This window comes from Capnocytophaga sp. oral taxon 902 (assembly GCF_013394735.1).
GTDB lineage: Bacteria > Bacteroidota > Bacteroidia > Flavobacteriales > Flavobacteriaceae > Capnocytophaga > Capnocytophaga ochracea.
On record NZ_CP058261.1, the window covers coordinates 1,859,620 to 1,877,012 of the forward strand.

Annotated in this window: 17 protein-coding genes; all 17 read left to right on the plus strand. The window is 32.1% G+C overall.

Annotated elements, in window-relative coordinates:
- Positions 1–4: 4 nt before the first annotated feature.
- The 17 genes from HW278_RS12610 to HW278_RS08085 all read left to right on the plus strand — a co-directional run bounded on the left by HW278_RS12610 (position 5) and on the right by HW278_RS08085 (position 17,328).
- Positions 5–3,043: a hypothetical protein gene (locus tag HW278_RS12610; protein ID WP_255493568.1), complete on the plus strand. Its 3,039-nt coding sequence runs from the start codon at positions 5–7 to the stop codon at positions 3,041–3,043.
- Positions 3,037–3,555, plus strand: coding sequence for a hypothetical protein (locus HW278_RS08000; protein ID WP_002675173.1), 519 nt, complete (start codon positions 3,037–3,039; stop codon positions 3,553–3,555). Before HW278_RS12610 ends, HW278_RS08000 begins: the two co-directional genes overlap by 7 nt.
- A 70-nt stretch (positions 3,556–3,625) precedes the next feature.
- Entirely contained in the window at positions 3,626–6,031 is a 2,406-nt protein-coding gene (locus HW278_RS12615) for an ADP-ribosyltransferase (protein WP_255493569.1), read from the plus strand.
- Position 6,032: 1 nt separating this feature from the next.
- Positions 6,033–6,296 carry a hypothetical protein gene (locus tag HW278_RS08015; protein ID WP_178977480.1) on the plus strand — a complete coding sequence of 88 codons (264 nt, stop codon included), beginning with the start codon at positions 6,033–6,035 and terminating at the stop codon, positions 6,294–6,296.
- A 542-nt stretch (positions 6,297–6,838) separates the two neighbouring features.
- Positions 6,839–7,114, plus strand: a complete 276-nt coding sequence (locus HW278_RS08020; protein ID WP_178977481.1) for a hypothetical protein — start codon at positions 6,839–6,841, stop codon at positions 7,112–7,114.
- Positions 7,089–7,304 carry a hypothetical protein gene (locus HW278_RS08025; RefSeq protein WP_178977482.1) on the plus strand — a complete coding sequence of 72 codons (216 nt, stop codon included), beginning with the start codon at positions 7,089–7,091 and terminating at the stop codon, positions 7,302–7,304. Before HW278_RS08020 ends, HW278_RS08025 begins: the two co-directional genes overlap by 26 nt.
- Before the next feature lie 454 nt (positions 7,305–7,758).
- Positions 7,759–9,843 carry a fibronectin type III domain-containing protein gene (locus HW278_RS08035; RefSeq protein WP_178977483.1) on the plus strand — a complete coding sequence of 695 codons (2,085 nt, stop codon included), beginning with the start codon at positions 7,759–7,761 and terminating at the stop codon, positions 9,841–9,843.
- Between the two features lie 3 nt (positions 9,844–9,846).
- Complete coding sequence (locus tag HW278_RS08040; protein ID WP_178977484.1) at positions 9,847–10,233, plus strand: hypothetical protein; 387 nt, start codon at positions 9,847–9,849, stop codon at positions 10,231–10,233.
- 4 nt (positions 10,234–10,237) lie between these two features.
- Positions 10,238–10,432: a hypothetical protein gene (locus HW278_RS08045; RefSeq protein ID WP_178977485.1), complete on the plus strand. Its 195-nt coding sequence runs from the start codon at positions 10,238–10,240 to the stop codon at positions 10,430–10,432.
- A 420-nt stretch (positions 10,433–10,852) separates the two neighbouring features.
- Entirely contained in the window at positions 10,853–11,374 is a 522-nt protein-coding gene (locus HW278_RS08050; protein WP_255493571.1) for a hypothetical protein, read from the plus strand.
- A 151-nt stretch (positions 11,375–11,525) separates the two neighbouring features.
- Positions 11,526–12,485 (plus strand): IS30 family transposase, encoded by a 960-nt coding sequence (locus HW278_RS08055; RefSeq protein WP_255493530.1) that lies wholly within the window; start codon positions 11,526–11,528, stop codon positions 12,483–12,485.
- 13 nt (positions 12,486–12,498) lie between these two features.
- The gene (locus tag HW278_RS08060) at positions 12,499–12,771 is read left to right on the plus strand and encodes a hypothetical protein (RefSeq protein WP_255493572.1); all 273 of its coding nucleotides are present in this window, start codon (positions 12,499–12,501) and stop codon (positions 12,769–12,771) included.
- 315 nt (positions 12,772–13,086) lie between these two features.
- On the plus strand, positions 13,087–13,704 hold the full coding sequence (locus tag HW278_RS12620; RefSeq protein ID WP_255493573.1) for a hypothetical protein: 618 nt from the start codon (positions 13,087–13,089) through the stop codon (positions 13,702–13,704).
- Positions 13,620–15,503: a hypothetical protein gene (locus tag HW278_RS08070; protein ID WP_178977486.1), complete on the plus strand. Its 1,884-nt coding sequence runs from the start codon at positions 13,620–13,622 to the stop codon at positions 15,501–15,503. Before HW278_RS12620 ends, HW278_RS08070 begins: the two co-directional genes overlap by 85 nt.
- Position 15,504: 1 nt before the next feature.
- Positions 15,505–16,062: a hypothetical protein gene (locus HW278_RS08075; protein WP_178977487.1), complete on the plus strand. Its 558-nt coding sequence runs from the start codon at positions 15,505–15,507 to the stop codon at positions 16,060–16,062.
- A gap of 352 nt (positions 16,063–16,414) precedes the next feature.
- A complete protein-coding gene (locus tag HW278_RS08080; RefSeq protein WP_178977488.1) occupies positions 16,415–16,798 on the plus strand; it encodes a hypothetical protein in 384 nt (127 codons plus the stop codon).
- Positions 16,795–17,328 (plus strand): hypothetical protein, encoded by a 534-nt coding sequence (locus tag HW278_RS08085; protein ID WP_178977489.1) that lies wholly within the window; start codon positions 16,795–16,797, stop codon positions 17,326–17,328. Before HW278_RS08080 ends, HW278_RS08085 begins: the two co-directional genes overlap by 4 nt.
- Positions 17,329–17,393 lie beyond the last annotated feature (65 nt).

The window sequence follows — 17,393 nt, forward strand, 5'->3', positions numbered from 1 at the left end:
TACTATGCCCCTCCTCCGTCGTTACATACTCCTCCTCCTCACCTTGCTGAGTTTCACTCTGCAAGCTCAGCAGTACCCTGTGGACGTGCAAGTGTTTGTCACTCCGCCCTATCCACAGAGTCTGAGAGGGTATGCCGACACCTTTGAACAGAAGATACAAGCACACTTTCTGCTTAAAGACCTCTCTACCGGCGGACGCCCCTTTGTGCTCCGCTTCTCGTTAGAAGACTTCCAAGGACAAGTCATTGCCCAAACACCCGACTATATTACTCCCTATTTGGTAAACCTCTCCCCAGGTGTACGACGCACTCTTACCAATATAGATTTTAAGACCCTACTGCGCTACGAAAACCTCTACGGTATTAATGAGGCGACTTATAACGGACTACTTCCTGAGGGTACTTATTTTATTGGCTTGTCGCTTTACGACATAGCTACTGGACGCCCCGTATCCAACAAAGGACGCGCGATGATACAAGTGCGCCGCTACTCACCTCCTGTGCTTACAATGCCCCAAAAAGGAGAAGTGCTTACCAAAAAGAACGCTTTTCAGCATATTGTTTTCCAATGGATGCCCCGCGATGTAGCCCCCTTTATGCAGTATGAGTTCACCCTCAAAGAAGTATGGGACTTGGCATTGGTGCCAGAAGAGGCGTTTATGACGGGACGATTGGTGTACCAAACTAAAACCTTTTCACCAGCCTTGGCATACACTAATATGATGCCTATACTGTTGGAAAACAAGCGCTACGTATGGCAGGTACGAGCTTTTACAAATAACCCCAATAATCCTAACGAACAGTCGTACTTTAAAAACAACGGCAATTCTGAGACATTTTACTTTGATTTAGTCTCCAATTGTGAAGCGCCGAAGTTTCTCACAGCGATAACCGAGAGCACCTCGGCACAACTGCGCTGGAGTGCTCAGGCGATGATGCCTAATCAGGAATACCCTTACAAGGTGATGTACCGCGAGAAGGGCAAGACGTGGAAATCGCAAAAGGTGAGTATGCCCTATGCCAAGCTCACAAATCTTAAACGGGGACGTACCTACATTTACAAAGTAGGCGTAGCCTGTGGCTTAGAAACAGCCTATAGTAGCTCGGTATTTGGTGAGGAGAGCTATATGTATAGCACCGAACAGGAGTTCACTACCACCGAGCAGATAGACGAAAAGAGCCAAGTACAATGTGGGGTAAAACCTGAGATACGCATCAAGAACACCGAGCCTTTGCAGGATAACCTGTATCCTAACACCTCCTTTACGGCAGGTGATTTCCCGGTAACGGTGCTCAACGCTACAGGTAACAATGGCGTATACTCAGGAGAAGGCTATGTGAAAGTACCTTATTTGCAAGACACTAAAATAAAGGTAGTGTTTAACGGCATCAAGCTCAACACCGAACGCCAACTCATAGAGGGGAAGTTAGTAACGACTTATGATGAGACGGAGAGCAATGTGATAAATATTACGAATGAGGTAGAAAAGATTAAGTCAATCCTAAGAGAATATAAGGGTAAAAAGAATCAACAGAAAGAGTTAAAAGAACAGGTAAAACAGATAAAGGATGAAATAGATAAACATAATGATAATGAACTCAAGAAGTCTCTTGAGAACTTAGAAAAGAGTGCAGATAATCTTATTGAAAAAGGAAAAAACTTTACCTCTAATGAAGTAAAAAAAGTTGAAGAAGAAATTAAATTATTACAAGAGGAATTACAGAAATATACAGAAAAATTAAATAGCTTTGAAAATACAGGAGGTAGTATTAATAACGTAGGAAAAGACAGTTATTTTGATGGTGTTATTAATGGTACAACTATTCCTCAAGGGGCTATTTTAACAGAGAACGCTTTCCAGAAAGAGTTTAAGAGCAAACAAACTATTGCTGTACCTAATAATGCTTCGTTTGAGATATACACAATTAACAATCAATTTAAGATAATTGTAAGTACATCAAATATTAAAGATGAAGAATTTGAGAAACTGAAAAAAGAATTAGAAAAAACACAAGGATTTACCATTTGGTTGCATTACACAAAAGGAGAAAATCAATTGAAATATAAAATAAATTATAGTGATAGGTTTTTCTCTAAAAAGCAAAATATTGAGATATACAAACGTGTAATGAAGAAAATGCTAGAGAATGCAGACCCAACGGATAATTGGGGGCAGTTAGTGATAGGAAGTGCCTATGGTATAAACACTATGACCCAAAAACTGATAAACACTCCTCAAGACTATCAAGAAAAAGAAGGACAAAGTTTAGAGATTCGTTTGTTAGAAAAGTATTATGACTATCTTTACAAGAAAAAGAAAAACAACGAGTTTAACCAAGACATTATAACACTTTCAGCAACCAATCAAGATGCTCTATTAGAACCTACTTTCCAAGGAGGTACTGTGGATAAAAGTTGGTTAGAGACTATTTTACCTAAAGATAAAATAGAAGAGACTTTTAAGATTGTAAATAAAGCATTAGAAGTAGTGAACGCCAATAGAGATAGAGTTGGGGTAGGACTTGAAATATCAGGAGGAATAGAAGCTAATTCTGGTATTAAATTAGAAGGAGGAGGAATATTTGGGAATGTTACATTCTTGGGAGGTAAGAATGCAGGATATGTATATTCCTATAAAGGAGGAGAATTTGGAGTAGGAGCTATCTCGGCGATAGGAGCAGGAGTTAATAGATCAAAATCTCATTTCGTAACTTGGAATCACAGGGAGAGAAATCAGAAAAAATTTGAAGGAGATTACACATATAAAAGAATAGAGGCTGGTGCTAGTTCTGGTTCAATAACAGCAGGAGTAGATATTTCTGTGGGAACTTCAGGAACCATAGCAGAAGGTAGTGATTGGAATGTGTTCTCTATAGGAACTAATATAGGTATTGGTGCGGGAGTTTCTACTGTAATAACAGGAAGTGTTACTTATGGGAAGGGAGAAGTTTACTTTATAAATGGAGACTCATTTAATACTCCTAAAAATAATTGGGAGAAAATAAAAAGTTTTATAAAAATAATGGTAATAGAACTATGGTAATAAAGACGAGTAAGACAGCTAATATAATAATAATAACCTTATTGGGGATAATGTGTTTTTTGATGTTTTATGAAAGTTGTTATAATTCTAAAAAAGAACAGAATAGTTGGAATATTTATAAAGAAAATACTTCTTATTATATATCAGGTCAGATATTTAAAATTGTAGAAATTAGTGGGAATAGATATTGTATATTTGTAAAAACAGATTCTGTTGATATAAAAAAAGTATCACCAGACCTATATTATTTTTCTGGAATCTATGATAAAAAGAATAATATTGTTCTTTTAGTTCAACATTTAATGCTTTTTAATGAGGAAAGAGATAGAGATAAAAAATACCCTTATATCATAGCTCAGTTTGATTGTGACAAGATGATAGATACTTTAATTCACTCAAATGATAACTATGGCTTTCGTGATATAAATGATTTGACGACTGTTTCTAATAAATTTTACGGGGATTTTCTTACTAAACAGATGGATACGATGTCTAACGCTATAAAATTCTGAAAAAACAAATAATGTTCCTTGACATATTGAAACCCCTTTTGATATTAGCGACCAACTCAAAAACGGCACTTTGCCCACAGAAAACGAGTTTGGTGACCTTTCTACCTATAGCCCTGAACAAAACGCAGTCATCGCTAAATTTACAACCAACAGAAAGCCAAAAGAGAACACTTATTACATCTTTTTGGTAAACGACGGCACTGGCAATCACGGCTATATGCGATTAGGTGGGCAATACGGCTTTGTTTACGGCACCAATGCACGCACCATAGCCCACGAACTAGGGCACGGCATCTTCAAACTCGAACACCCTTTCAAAGGTAAAAATGCCGATAAAGGTAAAACCTCTGCTCTAATGGATTACAATGATGGGCAAGACTTCTTCTACCGCGATTGGAAGCAAATCAACGACCCTAAGGTGAAGTTATACGCTTTTCAAGGACAAAAAGAGGGAGAATATTTAGTTTACTCATTACAACAAATATTAGATTTCCTTAGAAGCAATAAGAATAAAGAAGTAAATTTTCCTCCTGCTAAGCAAGATTATAACTTAGAAAAATATTCTTCAGAAACTCGTTTAGATGAATATTTTACAAATAAAGAAAATAAGAAAGTAAAAATAGTAGGACTTTATTGCAATGATAAAAAGGGGAAATTGAACCTCTCTACTGTAGGGAATATTGTAGGAAGAACAGGATACTCTGTAGAATTTAACGAGTATAATGCTGTTTTCTCTATGTATGTTTACTATGCCCAAGGAAAAGAACCTGCTATTACTATCAAAACAAAAGGATATCATGCATTAAAAGAAATCCTTAATTACATTGGCTTTGAAATTACAGGGGAAAGCAAAAGATATATAGCTAAACTATACAAAGAAGCATTTGGAAAAGCTGGTTATGATTATAACAAAATAGATGCTTTGCTTGAAGATATTCCAAGTTTTATTGTTTCTGAACTTTCAGATGAAACACTGTGGAAATATTTACAATCACTTTCTAAAGGAAGTATTGATAAGGCAGGAACGAACGAAGAAAGTGCTATCTTTAATGTTATCAATAGCTTTAAAGATGATAAGTATTTATATAACCAATTGTATAATCATCAAGAAGTAGTCTATGATTTATATTCAGGAATAGATGGAGATAATGTAATGCGTTATCTCAATAAACTTCTTCAATTAACAGATAAGTATAGTAAAGCAGAAGAACAAAGTCTCAGACATTTCTGTTTTTTAGGGCTATTTAAGACAGGTGATTATAGATTCTTTACAGAGATCAAAAACATTAAAGAACATAATCGTTCTAAATTTATAAAATCTTGGAAAGTTACAGTATTAAATAGAGGAATCCCAGCAGAATTAGACGCCTCTGACTTAAGTAATTTTTCAAAAGAAAATTTATTAGATGTTGCAACTGTTTATCTTTATAAAAATTCAACAACACCTAAAGTTGATGTTTTACCTATTATATATATTTATCATTTATCAAAGAAACAAAATCAGGAAGACCTTTTAAAAACAATAGAAATAGCATCTAACTTCTTAGGATTATATGGAGCTTCAAGAGGACTATTTGTAAAGGGAGCAAGTGTAATACTGAAAACAGCAGCAACCATTGAAATAGTAAATTTGTCGTTAAATGCCTATATGCAAAATGAATCCCATAGAAAAGAGATAGAAAATATGGGAGCTGGAGGCAAATGGTTTGTGGAGAATTGGAGTACTATAAGTACCCTTACTGATTTAGCGACCTTCTCAGTAGCTATATTAGATGATTTGCCTAAAGTAAGCGCTAAACTGCAAAAAGAAGGAGTAGACACCAAAGAACTAGATACTTTTGTTGAAAAAGCAAGACGAGAAGTAGGAAAAAGAACAGCAGAGTCTTCAAGAAGTCTTAAAAGACTTCTTACTAACGAAGATTATAAGAGAATATACAACGATTTTGTAAGTGGGAAAGTAACGAGAAAATTTACTAAGGAGCTTTCGTTAGAGGAAGAAGCTGTATTGAGATTTTATACAACCAAAGAGGGATATAAGAATTTTAATAGAGCTCTAAGAGGTGAAATACCTATGACTGATTTTTATATCTCTCAAAAAAAACTAATGAATCAGGCGTTGAAAAAGTTACCAACATCTAATCATAATAATAGTCTTTTATATAGAATTGAAGATTTATCTGAAGATAAAATTTCAGAATTATATGTTCAAGGTTCCATAATAAAAACAAAAGGATTTACTTCTGCAACATATTCAGAAGATGCTGTTATTGAAGCTATGAGGAATAGACCTTATACTGTGTTAATAAGAATAGAAGGAAAGGATGGAAAACTAATAGAAGGGCTTTCAACATTACCATCTGAAAAAGAAATATTATTTAAGTCTGAGACGATATTTAAAGTGGAAAAAGTAGGTTTTTCTCCTAACCCAGAAGATTATATGATTCCTATAAAAACAATTTGGTTAAAAGAATTATAATATGAAAGATTATCAAAAAGAACTTCTTTTATTAAAAGAGAGGAAAGACCAACTTATGAAAACAATTAATAGTTACTCATTTTCAAGTGAAAAAGAATATAATCTTTTTGTAAAGAAAAATGTAAATATGTTTGTTGAATTAATAAAGATAACTAAGGAAATAAAAGATATTCAATGGAAACTTATGAATGATATAGAGAGACAAAATTATTTAGATTATTTGAAAGAATTAAAAGAAAAATTTAATGAGACAGAATCTTATTGAATTTAGGTTATGCTAATTTTACGGAGGAGAATTATTGTTAGAAATGGCAATATAATTGAATATACTTATCTTGCACGAAAAATATTGAGATGGAGTGAACAAAGAACGAAGGATTAGAAGAATGCTATTCAAGTAGCAAAAAGATTAAATAACACTAATGTTAATAATATAGGTAAATAACAGAAGGTAAAGTAGGAGAGTTTGTTAAAAGTAGAAAAGAAGTATTAGGATTTAGACAAAAAATAGAACCAAACATCACAGATATAGACGTTTCTACATTAGATGAAATAATTGAGGTAAAAACATCTTTTAGTGCTGTGAAAGAGAATCAATTTGATAAATTCTTAAATAGTAAGTTGGATAATTTTTGTAATCCAGAACAAAAGAAAGTGATTTTTATATATATAGAAGTTATAACGAGGAGTTATCCGAATTTTGGAAAAGGAGGGGCAACACAATTTATAACTAAATCCGAAATTAGACTAAAAAGGATGATTAATCTAAAAACAGGTGAAATAATCAATTTTAAATAACACTATGCTATGAAACGTTCAAAAATAATAGAGATAATAATTGATAATATTTGTCATGATCCCTCTGCCTATAATCCTAAATGGAGATGGAATGCCTTCTCTAAAAATATCAAAGCTGAATATCAAAAAATTTTGCCAATTCTCAAATACTGGGAAGAAAGAAACTATATTTCTATAATAAATGATGATGAATATATATTTATGTTATTTCCCGAAAATTTACCCGCAAGAGATGTTCTATTGTTAGAAAGTTTATCTTATGAAAACAAAAGCAATAATCGATAATTTTCTATATAAAATAGAATTGTTTTATAGGAATTTTGGGAATGAATGGTCTATTAATGATTTTGCTGAAGATGAAAATCAAAAAAATGTAATAAAAGAGTTTTTACCTTTTTTAGAAAGCAAAGGAATTATTGAAATTGTATCTGAAGAAAAGTTTAAAATTATAGACTTACCTTCTAATAGATTATGACTCTTTCATAAATTATTAAAAACGTGAGGAAAATAATAATATTTAAAGAAATATGAAGCGTAAAAATCTTATCAAATTATTAGTAGACACTATTTACCGTGATAATATTTATTTAATAACTCCAATAATAGATTGGGATTTAATGGATATAGTGAATATAAACATTTCAGAGATAATTATAACAAAGTGCTACCTGTTTTATTGAAGTGGCAAGAAAAAGAATATATTTCATTGATAAATGATGATAATGTTATTTTTATTTTTTATCCTGAAAAATTACCTTTAAAAGAAGATTTGTTAGCAGAGAGTATTCTATAAAATATTAATGTTTTTATTTGTAAGATAGAATTATTTTATACAAGTTTAAAAGGTTGTATAATTACAAACCTTAAAACAACGTTCCTTGACATATTGAAATAGACCCTTCGTGATGTAGCCACGAATGCTCACCGCGATGACCGAAAGCACCTCGGCACAACTGCGCTGGAGTGCTCAAGCGATGATGCCTAATCAGGAATACCCTTACAAGGTGATGTACCGCGAGAAGGGCAAGACGTGGAAATCGCAAAAGGTGAGTATGCCCTATGCCAAAGTTACAGGACTCAAACGCGGACGCACCTACATCTACAAAGTGGGGGTAGCCTGTGGCTTAGAAACAGCCTATAGTAGTTCGGTATTTGGAGAAGAAAGCTATATGTATAGCACCGAACAGGAGTTTACCACCACCGAGCAGATAGATGAAAAGAGCCAAGTGCAATGTGGGGTAAAACCCGAAATACGCATCAAGAACACTAACCCACTACAGGACAATCTGTATCCTAACACGACCTTTACAGCAGGTGATTTCCCCGTAACGGTGCTCAACGCTACAGGCAGCAATGGTGTATACTCAGGTGAAGGCTATGTGAAAGTACCTTATTTGCAAGACACTAAGATAAAGGTAGTGTTTAATGGCATCAAGCTCAACACCGAACGTCAACTCATAGAAGGGAAGTTAGTAACGACTTATGATGAGACCGAGAGCAATGTGGTGGAAGTTTCAAAGGAAATAGGTGATATTATTAGAGGAATTATAAAGGAACGGGAAGAGAGATTGGCAGAACTAGAAGCTCTTGAAAAGAAGAAAAAAGAAATTAATGAATCAGATTATCAGAAGAAGAGAGAAACTATCTTTAAATCTTTGCAAGAAACCGATAAAGAGATTGCCGCGCAAATTGAGAATCTTTCAAAATCACCTTTCTTGTCAGAGAATAGCCGTAAAGAATTAACGGATGTTAAAACCTATTATCAAACAGATAAAAGACAAGCAAGTACAGACGATAGTTTCTTTAATGAGGTTAGGAAAAAAGACCAAGAAACACAACAGAAAGTTAGTAATTTTGATAAAGAGGTAAAGGAGAATAAACGACTTGCTGTTGAACAACTTAATGAACAGCAGAGCAAAGGAGAGCCTTGGTATAAGAACTATAAAGCTTTTAACAAGCTTCAAAAAATAGCAGGTTACGAAATATGGTATAAAGCCACAGCTGATTGGATAAAAGATAAAAGGTCAATAGGAACTGTTTTCTTTCTACCAGATAATAAAACACTTTTATTGCATACTTCAGAAGCTTTGCCTACAGATGGAGAAAATCCACCTTCTACTACAGAAGTAACAAAGAAAGAGGGTTATTTTTACTATTATAATGAAGATTTTGATAATAAATGGCATAAGGTAGTAGATTTACCATCAAGTTATAAAAAATTAGATTTAGAGCCTCTTTTTATAGAAGGGTATAAGGAACTTGGAAGAATGCTTTCTTTCGAGAACGGACTTATACTTATTACAGGTAAAGATTTTGATGGAGAAGAGGCAAGTAGATTAAAAGCAGGAGGATTCTTAATATTAGAGTTTGCCCCTGTGGGTAGGATATGGAGAGTAGTGAAAGAGCCATTAAAAGTAGCTGTTTCTGGAGTGAAAGGTACTTTTAGAACACTTGCTTTTGAAGGAGGAAAGTGGGTTTCTAAAACAGGGATTGACAAAAAAGCTATTGAATATATTGGTAAAACAGTTAAGAAAGCAATAAGTAAAAAAATAGTCGAAGTTGATAACTTTATGCTTACTCCTGAGTTTAAACAAATATTAACAACCTATTGGAATAAATACAAGGGAAAATTACCTTATGATAAATGGGAAGATAAATTTAAAACGCTTTATAGGAATAGAGAAATTGGCACTATCACAGAAGAAACTTTTAATAAATTAATGGGGTCTAATGCTGTTCAGTTAGAAATACAAGTGGGTAATAGTAAGAGAGTTATAGATAATGTTTTGAATGGAGTAGCACGAGAAGTTAAATCTGGAAAGGTAACGTGTAGTAAGTATAATGATCAAGTAATGAAAGATATAAAAATAATTAAGGATAACTTATCTGATAAAGTTGATAAAATAGAATGGCATTGTTTTGATGAAGTAGATCCCAAATTTATACAGAATGTAAAAGCAGAAGTGCAAAAAGCAGGATTAAAAGAAAGTGATTTTATAATTATAAAATATTAAGGAATGGAAGTAAAGCTCAACAAAGAATTGCAGAAAAAGTTAGATGCCTTTTTGGAAAGTAAGGATACAAAATTACATAAGCTTCTTGAAATTTTAAATCTAAAAGAGTTTACTTTTTCTGAAGAAGAAATAAATCAAATAGAAAAAATCTATAAGAAAAACCAAGATCTATATGATTATACATATGTATACATAGGAGAAGCTGTAATAAAAATCTTAGGAGGATTTTGGTCTATAGGGAAGTTTAAAAAAGACGAGGCTTATGGTTATCCTATTATTCTTGCTTGGGGAGGAAATGATTATAACCCTCGAATTTGTCCTGATATTTGGTTAAAAAGGATCGGCACTGATAGATTAAGAACTTCTCTAGGAAAAATGATATACTCTTAAGTTAATGGAAATAAAGCTCAACAAAGAATTGCAGAAAAAGTTAGATGCCTTTTTGGAAAGTAAGGATGCAAAATTACATAAGCTTCTTGAAATTTTAAATCTAAAAGAGTTTACTTTTTCTGAAGAAGGAATAAATCAAATAGAAGAAATCTATAAGAAAAAACAAGATCTATATGAATATGTATATGTACATAGGTGAGGCTGTAATAAAAATCTTAGGAGGTTTCTGGTCTATAGGGAAGTTTAAAAGAGATAGCGCTTATGAAAAGCCTATTATTTTAGGTAGAAAAGGAGAGGAGGATAGCCCTCGAATTTATCCAGCTTCTTGGTTATATTATATTCGTATAAATGAACAAGGAAAACCTCTAGGGAGTTTTATATATTCTCTTTAGATTAGTATAGAATAGAAATAGTGATCAACAAAGAATTAGATAATGTTGTAAGAGCGAAAAGCTACGTATTGCAAGGAGGTAAAAGAGTTTTACAAGTAAAGAGAGCTAGATTAGATATTGTTGTACAAGAAGGTGTTGATATTTCTACTTTGAAAAGATATTTGGAAGACTATATCTATAGAAACTCTTCGTCTGTTACATTAACAATTATAATTAAATAACAAACTATGAATTTAAAATCCTTTTATTACGATAGCTTTTATCAAGAATTTAGTTTTAATAATGAAAGTATTAATATTGTACTTCTAGAATTGTTAAAATATAATATTACTTATCCTATACATTCACTATTTGAAGAGCTTAAAATTTATGAGAATAAACATTTATCAAGTGAATGGTATCAATTTATAGAACATTTTGATATAGATGAAGATTTTCTTATGCTTGAAAATAGGAAAGGAGAATTTTTTGGAATGGGGCGAAATAATCAGAGATTTGATTTACTGAATTTTGATTTTTCAAATTTAACAAATTTTCCAAATACAATAATAGAGTTTGTTAATATACAATTAAAGATATCATTTTTAAATCTTTCTAGATATAACTTTTTACAATCTACTGAGAATCCACAATATTATGACACATATAATCTGAAATATGATAAATCAAAACTTTATTTTAATGAGTTTATACAGTTAGAGTTATTAGATATTTCAAAAAATGTTGGAAGGAAATGTAAGTTCCACTAATAATTGCAATTTTAAGTAGTAATTTTTAGTAAAACTTTTATTTTTCAGAGGGTTTTGCCTCTAAGGGGCAACCCTCTGAAAAATAAAAAAAGAGAAAAAACTATAAAAGTCTTTTCTCTTTCAAAATAAATGCTTTTCTTTGTAAATGACAATGAAAGAATATAAGCATTTAAATTTGGTGCAAAGGTCGGTAATTTCTGCTTTAAAAGCAAGCGGAATCAAACAAAAAGATATTGCTCTTTATGCAGAGTGTAATCCCTCTACCGTCAGTCGAGAGCTGTCAAGAAACAAAACAAAGACAGGAAAATACAGTCCAAAAGTAGCTCAAGAAATCTCAGAAGAGCGTAAAGAACGTTTTAGGAAAGAACGTAAATTTACTAAAGAAATGAAAGTTTTTGTTATTAAGCATATCACTGAAGAACAGTGGTCTGTTGAGCAAATTGTAGGGTATTGTAAAAAAAATAGAATACCAATGGTTGGAAAAACAACTATCTATAATTTCATTCACCAAGACAAAGAAAACGGAGGCGAACTATACAAACACACTCGTCATCAGCTTAAGCATAGAAGTAGAGCATTGTACACTTGTAAAAAGAAAGTAGAAGATAAAAAGTCTATTGAAGAACGTCCTGAGGTTATAAGTCAGAAAACAGAGTTTGGACACTGGGAAATAGATTTAATTGTAGGAGCAGGAAATAAAGGAGCGATACTTACATTGGTTGAAATGACTACTAAAATGTTATTTATGAAAAAGTTAAAAGAAGGAAAGAAAGCTAAATCATTAGCAGATGAACTTATAGATATGACCTTGCCTTACAAAAACTATATAAAGACAATTACTGCTGACAATGGTAATGAATTTTCTGATTTTAAGCGAGTTGAAAAGAAATTGAACCTACAATTTTTCTTTGCTCATCCTTATAGTTCTTGGGAGCGAGGTCTTAGTGAACACACCAATGGTCTTGTACGGCAATACATACCTAAAAATACTGATTTTAAAAATATTACAGATAAAGAAATTAAAGAATATCAATATAAAATTAATAATAGACCAAGAAAAGTATTAGATTTTGAAAAACCTAAAGATTTATTCTATCAGAAAGTAATCTGAAAAATTGCACTTGATGGTGGAATGGGCGAAAAGAGATTTAGGAAATTTTATTTTTTATCCTGCTTATAAGATTTGGTTTGGTGAAGAAGCACAAGAGCTTTTTGGTAAAGAAAAGATATTGCAATTTAAAAAAGCTATTTATATAAAAGAGCTTCCCTGTGGAGTCATAGAAATGCAATTAATGGATGATATAAACAAATGTCATCTTCCTTATAATCAAGAAAAACAAAAAGCAATAGTTGAATATTTAGAAATAGATAAATTGGAAATTCCTAAATATGAATAATAAACTCATTATATTTATATTACGTTCTTTGACATATTAGATATAAAAAATAAATCAGTTTTGAACTGCGCATACAACCCGCCGATACTACCAAATACGATTTCTTCTTCCATACAGAAAATGGTGTAAAAGTAGATGCTGAAAGCAAAGGGTGAAGGACTATACAAAATCACTCGTAAGAGAGCTTTCGACTTTGCGCAGGAAGAATTATGAGTCGTTGCCAAAGAAAAGAAAGACAAAAAAGGCAAAAAAGAAGAACTCATTGGCAAATGTATTTTAGTACACCTCTCGCCTAAAGAAGTAAATGTAGCTTTAGTGCCTACTCAAAGTGGACAAAACCTTCAAGAGGCAATCGCTCAAGTACAGCAGATTTATGAAAAAGTAGGGGTAACACTACACATCACCACTGAAAAACCCTTTGATATTAGCGACCAACTCAAAAACGGCACTTTGCCCACAGAAAACGAGTTTGGCGACCTTTCTACCTATAGTCCTGAACAAAACGCAGTCATCGCTAAATTTACAACCAACAGAAAGCCAAAAGACAACACATATTACATCTTTTTGGTAAACGACGGCACAGGCAATCATGGTTATATGCGATTAGGTGGGCAGTACGGCTTTGTATACAGCGCCAATGCACGCACCATAGCCCACGAACTAGGGCACGGCATCTTCAAACTCGAACACCCTTTCAAAGGTAAAAATGCCGACAAAGGTAAAACTACCGCCCTAATGGATTACAATGATGGGCAAGACTTCTTCTACCGCGATTGGAAGCAAATCAACGACCCTAAAGTGAAGTTATACGCCTTCCAAGGACAAAAAGAGGGTGAATATAAAGGAAAATGGTTAGAAGCAAAATATTACAACAGATACGTTGTTACTATCTTTCTGAAAAGAACTACAAGCCTATCTCAGATAGTGATTTAAAATATTTTGATGATTTATTGCCTAACGATAGCTTTGAAAGTCGTGTTTATCAAGTAAGTTTAAGAGGTCGTTCATCTTATAAAGTTTCTGTTAAGTTCTTAATTAGTAAGAATAGAAAATGGAATTTCCCAAAAGAAATAATAGGAGGTACAGCCACCCCACCTGGAATGGGAGCTTTCACTCAATATGATTTTGAGAAGTTACAAATTCTGACTACACATACTTCAGCAGGGACAGATAACTATTCCTTTGCCGATTATTTGTCAGGAAAACCTCTTTCTCAAGTAGCTTCAAATCAACAAAGTTCTGTACTAGATAGTTCAAAAGATGATATTGTCTATTTAGAGGAAGTTAGTGTTACTGGGGGGTACTTAGAAGATGGTAAAATAGATGATACAGAGTTCGAACAACTCAAAAATAGTGCTATTTGTGGATTAGCTCACTTTACACCACAAGAACGAATCGGTCTTATAAAGGCTCTTATAAAAAGAAGCTCTCGTGAAGCAGAAGAGGATTTAATCTTGGATATTTTGCACAATATTCCAGAAGGTCAAGAACAAGAGTTTTTAACCAAACTTTCAACAGAAGACAAATTATTGGCTGACTTAGCTTATAGTTTAGACGATTCTTCTATCTTTGGAGGTAGAGAAGACAATAGAAAACGCCTTATAAATGAGATTTTAAGAATTTGGGGAAGGACTCCTTTTAAAGAAGAAGCAAAACAGGATATTGTAGTCAAGAAAGGGAAGTTTGATGCTCATATCTTAAAAATAGAAAAGGGAAAGATTCATTTTGATTTACAGTATGCTACCCCTAAAGTAAGACTTACAACAGATAAAACCTTATCTGCAGCAGCTTTTGAAGCCTTAGATTACATAGTAGTTGATAAGGATAATTTAAAATTAGAAAACAAACGAATTCCTGCTTTTGTTGCCTATATTTTGTTAGACCAAAGGAATTCTGATGCCTTTTTCAATTATTTATCAGGTTATATTGATACATATTCTTTTGTAATAGGCTTAAATAGTTTAAAAGGTATACAGGAAGTTCCTCAAGCGTATAGGAAACTTAAAACAGTTATTGGGGGAGTTGAAGTAGGAAGTGCTACTGCTGATATTTTCTTAACTTATGGTGAGGGTTGCGAAAATGAGGAAGTTTGCCAGAAACTCAGACAATTAATATTCGCTATAAATGCAATTACTTTATCCGCAGATATTTATACAAGTAGAGAAATCCAACAATTAGCCCAAGAGACATTAGAAAGTGCTAATAGAAATAGAATAACTTTACCTAATAACATTGCTGAGGAAGTTACAAGAATTGCAGGAAAGAGTATTTCTAAATTAGTTGAAAAACTTAATTTAGGTAAGTTTATTAAGAGGATAGGTGATTATGAAGTTTATGAAAATGGAGAAGTGTTTTATAGGGCTATGACAAAAACAGATTTAGAAACACTAAAAAGTACAGGAAAATTAACAGCTTCCTCTGAAACATTTACTTTTCCAACTCTTACGTATATTAAAAACACTGGTTATAATGGGACTATTGTAAAGTTTCAGATGAAAACAGGAACAATAGAAAAATTAGTAAAAATAGGCGTTAGGAATGATAGTGGGGAAAAAATGATGTTGAACTTTTCAAAAATGGATAGAGTAAAAAAAGGATGGACAACTAATAATGCTTTATTTAAAACCGAAGGTGGAAATTACAATATAGAACAAGTTAATATAGGATTAGGAAAAGGAAAGGCATTAGAGACTTTTAATGAGAATATTATTAATTTTGAAATAATAAAATAAAATGGGAATAACAGAAAAAGATAAAGAACTAATACTTTTATTATGTGAAAGAAAAATTTCTATTGAAGATTTTAAAACTCTTACAAAATTTATGGCAAATAAAAAAATCTTAAAGGAATTATTATATGAAACAAAGAATAGAATTAATGAGTATAATGACAATAATTACTTCGAGGCTCTTTTTTGGCGTTTACCTAAAATTTTAACTTTTAAGGAAAAAGAGGAAATATATCAAGAGTTTTTATTACAAAAGTTTCATCATGAACACGAAGAGATGGCAAGTGCCTTTCAGACTATTTTTAACAACAATACTGAAAACATTCCAATCCTATTAAAAGCAATAGACAACATTCCTGAGTATTTAGAAGACGACGATTTCAAATATCCTTATGTACGAAAAATCATTTATGCTATAGGAGCTCAACCACAACCTGAGAGTCTTTTAGCATTAGAAAAATTAGCATCTGAGACTAATGATATAAAGATAAAGGAATTGGCTTTACATCAGCTTCAAAAAAGAAAAGAATTGGGACGATGGGAGTATGAAAAGAATAGATGATTAGGTACGAGTAATAAACTTTTACCAGCTATGGGAGTTACTTCCTCAAGCAGGCAAAATAGAGCAAGTACTCTTTGAAATTACCGAAGAAATTACCGATGTTAATGGAAAAACAGGAAAACTCATTGTAGGAAAAGACTCACAAGGTAGAATCGTTCTAGAAATAGCCTAAGAAACATTAGAAAGTGCTAATAGAAATAGAATAACTTTACCTAATAACATTGCTGAGGAAGTTACAAGAATTGCAGGAAAGAGTATTTCTAAGTTAGTTGAAAAACTTAATTTAGGTAAGTTTATTAAGAAGATAGGTGATTACGAAGTTTACGAAAAAGGAGAAGTGTTTTATCGCACTATGTCTAAAGAACATTATGATGAACTTTTAAGAACAAATAAAATGCGGGCTACAGGAGAGACTACTACCTCACCTAATATGGCTTTTTCAGAAGGCTATGAAGGAATATTAGTTCAGTTTAAGGTAAAAAGAGGTACTATTGATGAACTAAGAGAAATAGGTGTTACTGATGGTAACCCTTTAGTTGAAAGAAAATTTGGGAAAATGCCTACAGCAAAAGATATTGGTGGAAATTGGAATCAAACACACACTCGTTTTAAAGTAGAGACATTAAGAAACTCAAATACAAAACAAATTAATATCGCTTTAGGTCAAGGAAAAGGTTTGAATCAATTCAATAATAATATAATTGAATTTCAACTTATAAAAATTATTAAAAAATGACACAAATAGAAAAAGATACTATCTTAGATTTTGCTTCCTCAGATATATCATTAAACGAATTTTATAAGAAATTGCCAAATTATCAAAATGATAATTTTATACTTCAAAAATATTTAGAAGCTATTAAACTGAAAAATAAGGAATATCTTAGTTATCTAAGACTTGTTCCTATAAATAATATTTCTCTATTTGAAGGTATTAATAGGGAATTATTATGTGAAAAATGGCATATAGAAAATGAAGATATAGTTACTCTATTTCAATTTACATGGAATAACAATATTGAGAATATACCTATTTTACTAAAAGCAATAAATAATATTCCTGAATATTTACAAGATGAGATTTCTAAATATTCATATATAAAAAAAATCATTTATGCTATAGGAGCTCAACCACAACCTGAGAGTCTTTTAGCATTAGAAAAATTGGCATCTGAGACTAATGATATAAAAATAAAGGAATTGGCTTTACATCAGCTTGAAAAGAGAAAAGAATTGGGACGATGGGAGTATGAAAAGAATAGATGATTAGAGTTTAAACTATTGTATTTCTTGTCAAGGAGTTATTTTTTTTTGAGTGAAAAAGTTTAAAC

What these genes read in the sequence shown, in the direction of transcription:
- HW278_RS08085 (WP_178977489.1), top strand. Translation starts at nt 16,795, where the DNA reads ATGACACAAATAGAAAAAGATACTATCTTAGATTTTGCTTCCTCAGAT.
- HW278_RS08070 (WP_178977486.1), top strand. Translation starts at nt 13,620, where the DNA reads ATGGTTAGAAGCAAAATATTACAACAGATACGTTGTTACTATCTTTCT.
- HW278_RS08040 (WP_178977484.1), top strand. Translation starts at nt 9,847, where the DNA reads ATGGAAGTAAAGCTCAACAAAGAATTGCAGAAAAAGTTAGATGCCTTT.
- HW278_RS08050 (WP_255493571.1), top strand. Translation starts at nt 10,853, where the DNA reads ATGAATTTAAAATCCTTTTATTACGATAGCTTTTATCAAGAATTTAGT.
- HW278_RS08015 (WP_178977480.1), top strand. Translation starts at nt 6,033, where the DNA reads ATGAAAGATTATCAAAAAGAACTTCTTTTATTAAAAGAGAGGAAAGAC.
- HW278_RS08035 (WP_178977483.1), top strand. Translation starts at nt 7,759, where the DNA reads ATGACCGAAAGCACCTCGGCACAACTGCGCTGGAGTGCTCAAGCGATG.
- HW278_RS08045 (WP_178977485.1), top strand. Translation starts at nt 10,238, where the DNA reads ATGGAAATAAAGCTCAACAAAGAATTGCAGAAAAAGTTAGATGCCTTT.
- HW278_RS08075 (WP_178977487.1), top strand. Translation starts at nt 15,505, where the DNA reads ATGGGAATAACAGAAAAAGATAAAGAACTAATACTTTTATTATGTGAA.
- HW278_RS08025 (WP_178977482.1), top strand. Translation starts at nt 7,089, where the DNA reads ATGAAAACAAAAGCAATAATCGATAATTTTCTATATAAAATAGAATTG.
- HW278_RS08020 (WP_178977481.1), top strand. Translation starts at nt 6,839, where the DNA reads ATGAAACGTTCAAAAATAATAGAGATAATAATTGATAATATTTGTCAT.
- HW278_RS08080 (WP_178977488.1), top strand. Translation starts at nt 16,415, where the DNA reads ATGTCTAAAGAACATTATGATGAACTTTTAAGAACAAATAAAATGCGG.
- HW278_RS08060 (WP_255493572.1), top strand. Translation starts at nt 12,499, where the DNA reads ATGGTGGAATGGGCGAAAAGAGATTTAGGAAATTTTATTTTTTATCCT.
- HW278_RS08000 (WP_002675173.1), top strand. Translation starts at nt 3,037, where the DNA reads ATGGTAATAAAGACGAGTAAGACAGCTAATATAATAATAATAACCTTA.
- HW278_RS12610 (WP_255493568.1), top strand. Translation starts at nt 5, where the DNA reads ATGCCCCTCCTCCGTCGTTACATACTCCTCCTCCTCACCTTGCTGAGT.
- HW278_RS08055 (WP_255493530.1), top strand. Translation starts at nt 11,526, where the DNA reads ATGAAAGAATATAAGCATTTAAATTTGGTGCAAAGGTCGGTAATTTCT.